At 36.3% G+C, this 11,266-nt stretch carries 8 protein-coding genes and 1 CRISPR repeat array; of the genes, 1 reads left to right on the top strand and 7 read right to left on the bottom strand.

Annotation, left to right across the window (positions count from 1 at the left end):
• Positions 1–7: 7 nt before the first annotated feature.
• A CRISPR array of direct repeats spans positions 8–362; the repeat unit is 36 nt; unit sequence ATCTACACATAGTAGAAATTACTTAGTCATATAGAC.
• A gap of 175 nt (positions 363–537) precedes the next feature.
• The 7 genes from cas2 to H6A27_RS06980 form a co-directional block, all read right to left on the bottom strand.
• Positions 538–807 (bottom strand): CRISPR-associated endonuclease Cas2, encoded by a 270-nt coding sequence (cas2, locus tag H6A27_RS07010; RefSeq protein ID WP_204405099.1) that lies wholly within the window; start codon positions 805–807, stop codon positions 538–540.
• Positions 807–1,784: a type V CRISPR-associated endonuclease Cas1 gene (gene cas1 / locus H6A27_RS07005; RefSeq protein WP_204508119.1), complete on the bottom strand. Its 978-nt coding sequence runs from the start codon at positions 1,782–1,784 to the stop codon at positions 807–809. Before cas1 ends, cas2 begins: the two co-directional genes overlap by 1 nt.
• Positions 1,771–2,337 (bottom strand): type V CRISPR-associated protein Cas4, encoded by a 567-nt coding sequence (gene cas4, locus H6A27_RS07000; RefSeq protein ID WP_204508118.1) that lies wholly within the window; start codon positions 2,335–2,337, stop codon positions 1,771–1,773. Before cas4 ends, cas1 begins: the two co-directional genes overlap by 14 nt.
• Positions 2,330–6,061, bottom strand: a complete 3,732-nt coding sequence (gene cas12a, locus H6A27_RS06995; RefSeq protein WP_204508117.1) for a type V CRISPR-associated protein Cas12a/Cpf1 — start codon at positions 6,059–6,061, stop codon at positions 2,330–2,332. Before cas12a ends, cas4 begins: the two co-directional genes overlap by 8 nt.
• A gap of 16 nt (positions 6,062–6,077) precedes the next feature.
• Positions 6,078–7,130 (bottom strand): helix-turn-helix domain-containing protein, encoded by a 1,053-nt coding sequence (locus tag H6A27_RS06990; protein ID WP_204405095.1) that lies wholly within the window; start codon positions 7,128–7,130, stop codon positions 6,078–6,080.
• A 216-nt stretch (positions 7,131–7,346) separates the two neighbouring features.
• A complete protein-coding gene (locus tag H6A27_RS06985; protein WP_239469592.1) occupies positions 7,347–7,790 on the bottom strand; it encodes a DUF1810 domain-containing protein in 444 nt (147 codons plus the stop codon).
• 6 nt (positions 7,791–7,796) lie between these two features.
• Entirely contained in the window at positions 7,797–8,672 is an 876-nt protein-coding gene (locus H6A27_RS06980; protein WP_204508116.1) for an MBL fold metallo-hydrolase, read from the bottom strand.
• Between the two features lie 630 nt (positions 8,673–9,302).
• On the opposite strand from H6A27_RS06980, the gene H6A27_RS06975 reads away from it, so the two are divergent.
• Complete coding sequence (locus tag H6A27_RS06975; RefSeq protein WP_204508115.1) at positions 9,303–11,228, top strand: AAA family ATPase; 1,926 nt, start codon at positions 9,303–9,305, stop codon at positions 11,226–11,228.
• Positions 11,229–11,266 lie beyond the last annotated feature (38 nt).

The following is an 11,266-nucleotide window of genomic DNA, read 5'->3' as shown; positions in this document are numbered from 1 at the left end:
ATCCCTTATCTACACATAGTAGAAATTACTTAGTCATATAGACTTTGATAAGTACAAGAGAAGACAGTTTTTTATCTACACATAGTAGAAATTACTTAGTCATATAGACGTATATACCAGGTCAGGAAGCAAAAAAATCTACACATAGTAGAAATTACTTAGTCATATAGACTTTAACCTGTGGTCTTTCAAGGAATGGATCTACACATAGTAGAAATTACTTAGTCATATAGACCCACAGCATCCACAGCAATGCCTTATATATCTACACATAGTAGAAATTACTTAGTCATATAGACCTCTCTCACGTCGCCAATGCGTGTGAGATCTACACATAGTAGAAATTACTTAGTCATATAGACACTTATAATGCAAATATCAGTATTTTCTATTAATAATCAAATAAATAGACAGATATTTATTTTAGATTATCACCCCACCTAACCAGAGACACTTCAATTAGCACATTGATAATCACCACATTATAACTTCAATTACTCTTTTAGAAGACTTATAGTTGTGTATAGACGATAATCACTAGAAAAACACTATATCTGTATCACGATGGATAGCATTACCATATTTTATCAAAGAATCCTTACCAACTTCAAAAATTACCACACTATCATCTGCACTAAAATGTTTGGAATACGCGACAATCTTTATTTTTATATTCTCAATCACTCTTTTCGTATTAACTACCTCATAAACTGAATATTGCAAACGAATTGCACCATTTTTAACCAGCATTCTCTGAAATCGAGAGCGGATAAGGTCATCCGATATGTCATAACTAACTATTACCATTAATATTTAAATAAAGGGAACTCTGTTTCTAATTTTCTCTGCATAAAAAATCTATAATAAGATTGTATGTATCTGAACACATCCATTTTATACCCAATAAGAGTAGAATAAAATAATTTATAATATTCACCACAACATTCATTCTTCAAATGATATTCTGACTTCAATAACACAAAGTCAGATTTTTTAAACTGATTTCGATTAAAAGCCAATAATATGGTATGGTCTATAATACATCTGAACGGTTCCATCAAATCGCAAACCAAAGATTTACGCTTAAACCAAGCTCTATGATATATCCCTTTGTACAAATCGAACCCAAACATCCTTACAAAACACTCTATGAAATTGAACAAAATAGAATATCCTATATCCAATGTCACATTCAGTATATCCATTTTCGTTCTTGGCAATCTTTTATTCCAACCGAGAGCATTATAATATGCTTTGAAGAATGTTTTTGAAACCAGCCCTTCCAATCCCAGCAATTTATTATAGTCCGAAATATCATATATACAATCAATGGCAGCTTTACATGTATCAACGGCAAGTACTGTCAAATCATCTTTTTTCCTTGTTTTATTCAATGCTGTGAGCTGATTTTTAATTTTATTGCAAACTATATGCTTAGCAATAGTTATATCATTATCAGGGTATTCATATTGCTTCTTTCTCAAAAGGAAATTTGCTTCGGCATAATCTGCCCAATAAAATACAGGACGTAAATTAGGTTTCACCACAGCAAGAGCTACATTATATTTCTTACATTTTTCAAGTAAAGGTGTAGTAACCGTTAAATGTCCAATAACAAATAACGCTAATAATTTCTGAAAAGGTATCTTAGTCAATGTTTTATTTTTCTCACCGTTTTTCTCTTCAAGTAGCAATTCACCATTCATTACCCTAAGACTTCTTTCATGCTCAATACAATTAATCACAAAAACGGTTTTGACATCAAGATCTTTAAATGTATACATTTTCTATTCTATTTTTGTCACAAAGATTACAGTATATACAATGCCGACATTTATTTGCATTAATATTTATATCAGAAGATGGATTATATTTCCTTACCATACATAGAAAACTTACAAACTCTTCCCGATCATTAGCTCCAGGCAACGGTACTGGAATCATTTTGTTCGTAGATATTTCATAAAAAGCAAGTTTCTCAACCCTTATCCCCATTTCGCACAAGCAATAATATTGTGCCCATAGCTGATATATTTGCCCACGAAATATATTTTTCAGTTGATACTTTCTTTCAATAAGAGTTTTAGAAGAATATCGATACAAATCTATTTTTCCAAAAATTCTGAACTCATCCGAACAAACGGAGACAGAAACCAAATCACCCTTCCCATTAGTTGTCTTCTTTTCATCAACAGTTTTATGAGCAATACGCCCCATTGTTTGGGGAACAGCATGATACTGACTTTCATCCGATTCCATATACACATTATGCAGGTATATGGAATACGGACAAAAGATAAAGTCATTCAGTAATGATATAGCTATGTAATCATCCATTTTTGCAACAACCTTGAGCAAATGAAAGCCATTCTATATTAGTTATAGATAGAGCAAGCTTCTTCTCACCGTTACTTTTCTTAATCTTATCAAGAAGTATCATTCCTTTTCTTGCAATGTTATATGCTCCGTTTGCGTCCGCATTTTGCGGAAGTGTTTCATCTACGTTTCTGCTATCGAAAAATTCACCATTTTCATTGCATACAGGTGATACCAGATAATCTATATCAGTACCTGTCCAACTATTACGCATCTGTAACACAAGCTTAAATAGGAATATCAGTTCGATAAAGAATTCTTTTTCTGTACGTTGCATTATCTCATCTTTCAAATTTGAAGAGAAGTTGATGCCAAACCTTTCAAACAGCAGCTTAATATTTTCGGTAAGATTTATTTCTTTATTATCCCATTGAGAATTTTTATCCGGATTTCTAAAAGTGATAATTCGATTACCGTAGGAACAAACAGTCCAATCAGTTTTGGTTCCTTCGGCTTTTTTCGTGAATTTACCATAATTGAATTTCCATTCAAACATATCTCTTTCCACATTATACCTTATAGAATCGAACTTACTGAAAAAACTTTTTGCCTTATCAACACTTTCATACTTCACATCAAACAAATTTACAAAACCTGTTATAGGATCCATTTTACTGGTATTCCAAGCGGGGATATAAAAGAGAAATCCGCTTTGTTTACCTAAAGTATTAAAACTCTCAAATTTATTAGTTAACTGATAAGCATGCATAAGTCCACCAGGCAAATCAGAAGACTGTTTTTTGAATACGAGATAATTTAACTTCTCAATGAGTTTCTTTTCAAATTTCTGATAAACCTGCTTTTCAACCTTTTGTCGGCCACGCATAAATCCAGCATTCAAATCCTCAAGCACCACAATCGCATTATATTTGACTATCAATTCAGAAATCTTATGAATAACCTGACTTAAATAGCCTTCTTTCAAGTCCTTTATGTTAGCTATACTTTGCCAGCTCTGTCTTGCCTGCTTTCTTTCATTCTCCTTGACATTAAGCAAATCATGGTAATTTGTTGAATACTTTTCACCATTATATTCAACTTCTATTTCATTTAAAGAGAATTGCTCACAAATTTTTCCATTTCCATCAATCACTACAAGATATAACAAGTTTCGTTCACCACGGTCAATCCCTATTATATGAGTATCTGATGCCGAACGTAAATAGTCCATCGCTTTCTGGTTTATATTTCCATTTCCATCCGCCTTGAAATTCATGGTTATTGGTACATGAAACTGGAACTGGTCTACAGTATAACGCTTATCTTTAATCAAGTCATATTTAAGAATTCTTTCTTCATCTTTATGTTTAAGATTCTTTTTCTTTATGGGTATGTTAGCCGGATGAGTGGGATGTGATACATTTATACTTGCCTTACGGAAAAAGACTTCAGCCTCACCATTTAATTTATATACCACATCCCCAAGATTTGTTTCATTAAACAACATTTTCCAATACAAGGTATGCATATTGGGCATACCTTTGCTATGCTCAGAAAAATCCTTGTTATAAATCTGAAACAGAAAAATCTTACCTTCATCAACAAGCTGATCCACATACGCAGCATCAATCGGCTTAAAGGATAATTTATAACCTTGATTCTCTACTTCTTTATAAAAGCCACTCATATCTTCATAAGTAGAAGTATCAGAGAACTTGAAACCAAAATTCTTCCAATTATCATGTTTATCCAAAGACTTCTTAAAGAAATCTATCAAAGTATGACAATCATCCAAACTAAAACAATCACTTGATTCCTTATATGAACTTTTTGATTTAATAGAAAGAATATCATTATTTGGCTTAAATATTCCAATTCTAGATTTAGAGAAAAATACATGCCATAACGATTTTGATTCCAAAAACTTATACTCCATCTTTTCATAACAATCTTTACCTGTCCCTGATGGATATTTCAAAAAGACTTTTCTGCATTTGGTATTCATTATGGCGAGATAATACTTATCATCACGACGCAATATCACAGAGGTATTAGCTGTTTCTTTATTAAGATCCCATCCGTCTAATAAAGTAGGATTCCGGAAATTAATTTTTATTTTATCTACAGAATATGGCTTCTGAGTGACATAATTACGAACCATATTATATAAAGGAGTAATCAAGTCAAGCAGACTCCAATACTCAATCAAATCGCCATAAAACCTTTCATCCTTACCGGTTTCATCACCATTACCCAATAATGGTTTTACATAAGCCTGTAAGTCTTTAACTGCGTCAAGGAACTGTTTTATCTTTTGAATAGAATCATTATCTTGTATTAATTTAGTATCAGTCGATTCAGAATAAAAGCCAATCACATCTTTCACATCTGTATATGTATTGAAAATATGCGAAAAATGATTTTCTTTCTGTAACGAACTGCTATTCACAGCCCCTAACTTGAGAAAATAATCTTCAATCTTATACTCACCACGAAGGCACTCGTTTATAAAAGCTAAAGAAAAACTTTTATAAGACTTGAATAGCTTATCTATGCGTTCTTGATAACCCTCATAAGACTCTTTTTTCTTTTGAGGATTCATCACCTCTATTTTTTGCTTTATCTCAGAAGATATTTTACTCCAACTACCTGTTGCCTTTTGTGATATTTCAGTAAGTTGTAAATTATTCTTTAGGAAAATACCTTCAAGGCCATAACTACCCAATGAAGCAATAATCGTTTTCAATCCTCCTTCTGCAAGAACTGTATCATGGATAGTATTCCAGAAATTCACCATTGCACCGACAACCTGACTATCATTCTCAAACTTCTCTGGCAGCCATGACGCACTTTCTCTATCACTAAGTATCTGCTTGAAAAGAAGCTTCATCTTGGGTAATTTCTCTTGCTTATGCTGCTGGTTATAAAAATTAATATATTCATTAAGACCTTTAATCTTTTTACCTTCTGATGTGGTTTTACCACCTATAACAGTATTATAAGCATCTATTTGTTTCTGACTTAAAGTCTTATTAAAATACCCCAACTTAAACATTTCACAAAGGGTTACCAACTCCGGGCAAAATTCTTTCTGTATAACATCAAAATTATCCGAGATAGAAGTATTCTGTATTTTAGCGAACACTTCTATATTATCTATGAATTTTGGAAGGTTTTCATGAATCAGACGAAAGGCGATAGAGGTGGACTTTTCTTTATCTGAATACATATTTTTACGGTTTTTATGGAAACCTTTGAAATACACTGTAAAATTACGGAACTCAGAGATTAATGCTATTTTCTCATTTGCCTCAGGCTCATTTTTAACAAAATCAATCAAATCTTCCTTAATCAAATTTTGCTTATAAATTCTTTCGTATAATTCATTCTTTGTTAGCTGCTTTACTATTAGCTTTCTCAAATTAACTCTTACCGTAGATAACGATTTTTGAATTTTGTCTGTCTTATTGCGAATATTATGATACAAGTAATATTCCTCCAAAGAATTTGCTTTACCCGTACTTTCCACAGGCAATTCAAATCCTGATAAAGAGCTTTCAATATAAGCCCTATGATAATCATCAATAATAGACTTTACCTTCACATAACTCTCAGCCCTATGCTGGTCTTCTTCCAATATTCCACTACAAATAAAATGTTTCAATGTTTCCCCTACAGGAATCAATCTAAACCGCAATGTCTTTGACAAAGGGTACAAATTTGTAAACCCAGAAAATGTTTCCATAATTTATATTATTAAGTTACATTATTTCAATCTCACCCAAATCTACTTTATATTTCTCATCAATATGAATACCTTGTCCATCACCTTCCATATACCCCTCAACTACAGCCCTATTCATAAGAGACTTATACTTTACCGCATTATCAATTAAAGGATAAGCACCCCAGCCCTCTTCAAGTGGATTCTGCTTTATCCTATCATCGAATATATGATTATAATAATCTACGCTTATTACATTTAAATCCCTCAAGCGATGTACAATAGCGGCAACCGACACACCATACATACCACGTAAAGACGACAACTCAGAGACCGACAGATTATCGCGAACCCTACCGACATACGTATAAACAATTTCTTTTGGCAATAAAATTGCTGATGCGAATCTATGACACATACGTTCTTTCTTTTTGTAATCCATTTCGTCTAAACACGGGAACAATATATGCGCCAACTCATGCAACGCAGTAAATCTCTTGCGCTCCACTGTTACATTGTTTTTCTTCAGAACTATAAACGGAGTCTTTTTATTCACCCATCCGCACAATCCATCAACATCCTCTTCAATCTCAAGTTCAAGAACTTTTATTCCAACCAATTCCAGAATTCTGCACACAGATGCTATAGTATCGTTCCCAAGTCCCCATTTACGCCTCACCTGTATGGCAGCGTTTTCCATATCATCAAAATCAGCAATACTTAATCCGTGCACAGGATTCCTAAATGATGTAATCGCATCAAAAAGATTCTCTAATGCCAAATAATGCTCCATCCAGATTTGCACTTGAGATAGTATGCGCTGCTTTAACTTCTGCGGAACTTGTTCTTTACTACGAAATGAAAAATCGGAAAGCACCACTGGTTTACGCCCTAATAAGAAATCGGGAGAAGCCTGATAAAGCTTACATAAGGCATCCAAGACTACAGATGAAGGTTTCATCAGCCCTCGCTCATATTTAGAAATAGCCTGTTTTGTAACCATTCCATTTAAACGTTGACTAACCTCATCTAAAGTCAGGCCACGCATTCTCCTTATATTTTTCAGCCATATTGAAATTGTGTAATTCATATCATTATCACCTTTAGTTTACAAATATATAAAACCCAATAGGAATATCAACCGATAAATATATGTTTATCAGCATAGAAACGTAATTATATACAAAAATACAAAAAAGAGAGCATTAAAGCCTTTAGAGAAGGATCTGCAATCCAACCCAGTACTTTAAATACTCTCTTTAAAATATTTCTTAATATATGGATATTGTATAACTCAATATTCCACTCACATTTCTGCCAAGAACTCCAGCGTCCTCCTACACCTCTCCCCAGAATAAAACTCATCAAGCACTTCTCCGAAAATATCACCAGGTTGTATCGCATCGAAAAGTGTCATGCTCGACTTAAGCTTCATGGCGTCAATATCGCCCATGATTTGTTCTATATCCTTCCCCTTATGAAGAAGCAGGCTTGCAGTTATTTCAATAAGTCTTTTTCCCAGAAGCTCATGATTAAGATAATCACTGGCCTCCTGAAGTGAGGAGATGCCGTAGTACTCCGAATTATAGCTGAAACCAAGACCTTTCATTTGTGGGAAAATATACCATATCCAGTGCGAACGTTTCACGCCGAGACGTATCTCGGAAAGTGCCTGCGCATAATATTCGTTCTGCGCGTCAATGAATCTCTGCAAGCCTGCTTCCATATTGTTCTCAAAATTATTATCCAAGAATAATCATTTCATAAATGCAGGTACTGGCAGATGCATACCGGCTATCACAAGACCGTTTTCACGGGCATACTGAACATAATGCTTACGGCTTTTTACAGCTCCGGACTTATCCATATCGTAAGTGGCACAGATTTCAGGATATTTCAGCTGAAGGGCTGCCCCATGCATCAAGTCGCCAATTACCAACAGATTGCCTGTACGGAACACTGTATGACCGGGAGTATGTCCGGCTGCCTCCATGGCTACTACATCACATGGAAGTGTGTCGCCAAAAGCAAACAGATGAAGACGATCCTTATAGGCTTTCATTGTATTTTCCACCTGCGATTTCTTATCTGCCGGCATTTTCATCCATGCATCATACTCGACCTTGGACACATATACTTGGGCATTGGGAAATACCGGGACACCTTCTTTCATCATACCTCCAATGTGGTCGCCATGAAAATGTGTGATGTACAGATAATCTATTTCGGACGGATTAATATTCAATGCCTTTAGGCCTTCAGGCAGCTTGCTGTCGGGTGCTCCCATTCCCGCATCGAAGAGAATCCGCTTACCGTCCTTCTCGACAAGGAATGTACTTACTGATGCCGGTACACCATCCTGAAGGGAAAGACTGTCTATCTGCGCTTTTGTGGCATCAGGGAAGAGAGAGAGTGGCATAATACGGTCATTGGCATTATCGCGTATCCAGGTGACTTTCATATTGTCCAGTTCCATGGTAGAAAGTAGTTTATTGTCGTTCTGTTGCACCTGAATGTCGGCAGTATCTGATTTTGCACTTTTTTCTTTTGACTGTTTGGACTGGCCAGTACAACCTAACAATAACATTGAAACCATCATCAAGACTTCGATTTTAGCAATAATATTCTTCATACTCATTTTATTTTTACATTTTATTACTCCATTTATCTACAAATTTACAGTTTCAACAAGAAACTTCATAATTTATCTCAAAATATTATTGATATTTTTCCACCATCAGAACATAAAAAATCTGATTAAGAGAGTATTCACAATGTTCACATTTTTATCATGGATTTACCCTAAAAAAAACGTGGGCAAATTCGATCTAAAACGTGGGCAAGTTTGAAGTTAAATTTGGGCAAGTTTTAGAAAAACGTTTGGGCATTAAAAAAAACGGGAATTTACTGCTTTATTTATTGTTTTACCAAATAAAATTTGGAAAGCACAACTATATATATTATCTTTGTATTCAAATATAGCGTCTGCTTAAACGGACAATCCAGATCTTTTTATCATTTCATAAACAACAAAACAATTTCAAAGATGCGAAACAGCAAGTTTATGGATTAAACAAAATCATTCATCAAACTAAGTTCATTCCTATGGCTGCAAAGAAAAAATGATGCGGCAGCAATTGCTGTGCTCTTTGACTTCTGGGTTCATACCCGACACTTCGACGGGGAAGAGGGGGTTCTATTTTGAAAACTGGTTGTCAGTTTTTAGTTGTTAGACTTAATTATCACAAAAAACATGTTGTTTATGAAAAATGTATTCTTACGCGTAAAACACAATTTCGATTTAAACTCAAATAATTTTGTACCTGAATATGCCGACTGCTACCTTGATGTAGAATTCTCTGCTCCAAAAGGACTGACGGGAGTAAAAGAAATGTCGGTCCGAATTTATTCCGCTTCATACAGACTTATGGGCACCGGATGTATAGCACACAATCCGGAGAGGATGCTGAAAAAAATTTCTTTCCAACTGGCAAACGACGACTTGTGGGATGCCGGAATGTATCGCGCATACATATATATAAACGGAACTGTGAAATGGTTCTGCGAGTTGAATCTGCCGATATCGTCGAACTACTGGACACGGAAAACAATGCAGTCAATAGAAGAGAATATGCAGGAGAAATTCTTCGCGGAGAAACTTGCCTTCACAAGCTGGTGGAACAAACTGTACTGCGGACGTTTCAAGGAACCTCTGGTGAGATTGCTGATAGAGAGACTGTATGCTTTCAGTAATGAAATGGAGAACAGAAGGACAGGGAAACTGCCTCATCTGATTGTGACCGGCGAAGGAGAGACCTGCGGGGCCAAGGCTCTGGCTTCTATGATTCTGGGAGGATTTATCACGGAAGACGATGTCTCGCTGAAATACTGTCTATCGCTCGGAGAAATAACCACGGGGGCGTACGGATGGAAGCACATGGAGGATAAGGTGGCGAAAGCCAAGGCGGTGATAGTAGAGGTGCCGGAAATGAACTACAATGACCATACCGTTAATATAGTGAACCTGATGGCCAGCATAATCCGCTTTGACACGTTCAGGGAAACAACATTCATCTTGCACGGTAAGGACAGGGATATCGCCATGATGATGGAGAAATGTGTGTTGATGAACGGACTGTTCACAGAAGAGACTACTTTCCGCCTGTCGTCGGACAGGTCTGTCGGAACAAATTATGAATATGATGAGGAAAATGAAGATTTCCTGAAACTGATGGAAGGACTTCTGGACGATAAATTCAGTTGCAGCACCGGCAATGAAGAAGTACGACCGTCATCCGGAAAAGCAGAAAAGGAACTGGAGGCTATGATTGGACTGCAGAGGGTGAAGGACGACATGAGAGAGGCCAGAATGATGTCGATGTTCAACAAGAAGAGGGCTGAGATGTGTCTGCAGACAGACAACGAACAGAGAAACCACATGCTTTTCCTGGGTAATCCGGGTACGGGAAAAACCACTGTGGCGAAGCTTGTGGGAGAGATATATCACGATATGGGCCTGCTGAGCAAAGGTCACACCGTAGAGACCAACCGCTCCAAACTTGTGGGCGAATATATAGGTGTGACGGAGAAGAAGACTCTGGAAGCCATAGAAGAAGCACGTGGAGGGGTGTTGTTCATAGACGAGGCATACACTCTCGTTTCTCACGAAAGTGACACAAAGGACTTCGGAAAGGAGATACTGAATGCTCTGCTCACTGTACTGTCCGAACCTCAGCCTGACATGATTGTGATTCTGGCAGGATACGAGGACAAGATGATGAATATGATGAGAACAAATCCGGGACTGAAAGACCGCTTCCCGCTGACATTCCATTTTGACGACTATTCTGCTGAAGAGCTGATGGAAATGGCTTGCGCCACACTGGAAGCAGGAAACTACCGGCTGACTGACGATGCTCATAAATGCCTGAAAAGCCTGATAGAAAAAGCGGCGGCCAACCGCAACGAGTATTTCGGGAACGGACGCTGGGTGCATAATCTGATTAATCAGGGGATCATAAAGAGTATGGCTCGAAGGGTTATGTCAACATCTGTCACCGGAAGAAATATAGACATCGACATGCTGTGTGTTATTGAAGAAGCGGACATACTTGAGACCGAGAAAAACTTTCTGTGTCTGAAAACCACAAAAATTTCATCACCACGCCCTATTGGTTTCAGGGCGTGAGTGATATCTGTTATTTTTTTAGTAATTTTGGTTCAGAA

The organism is Bacteroides caecigallinarum (assembly GCF_016902295.1).
Taxonomy (GTDB): domain Bacteria; phylum Bacteroidota; class Bacteroidia; order Bacteroidales; family Bacteroidaceae; genus Phocaeicola; species Phocaeicola caecigallinarum_A.
Note: the sequence above shows the minus strand (reverse complement) of the source record. Positions and strands in the feature narration are given on the sequence as shown.

What these genes read in the sequence shown, in the direction of transcription:
- cas2 (WP_204405099.1), bottom strand. Translation starts at nt 807, where the DNA reads ATGGTAATAGTTAGTTATGACATATCGGATGACCTTATCCGCTCTCGA.
- cas1 (WP_204508119.1), bottom strand. Translation starts at nt 1,784, where the DNA reads ATGTATACATTTAAAGATCTTGATGTCAAAACCGTTTTTGTGATTAAT.
- cas4 (WP_204508118.1), bottom strand. Translation starts at nt 2,337, where the DNA reads ATGGATGATTACATAGCTATATCATTACTGAATGACTTTATCTTTTGT.
- cas12a (WP_204508117.1), bottom strand. Translation starts at nt 6,061, where the DNA reads ATGGAAACATTTTCTGGGTTTACAAATTTGTACCCTTTGTCAAAGACA.
- H6A27_RS06990 (WP_204405095.1), bottom strand. Translation starts at nt 7,130, where the DNA reads ATGAATTACACAATTTCAATATGGCTGAAAAATATAAGGAGAATGCGT.
- H6A27_RS06980 (WP_204508116.1), bottom strand. Translation starts at nt 8,672, where the DNA reads ATGAAGAATATTATTGCTAAAATCGAAGTCTTGATGATGGTTTCAATG.
- H6A27_RS06975 (WP_204508115.1), top strand. Translation starts at nt 9,303, where the DNA reads ATGAAAAATGTATTCTTACGCGTAAAACACAATTTCGATTTAAACTCA.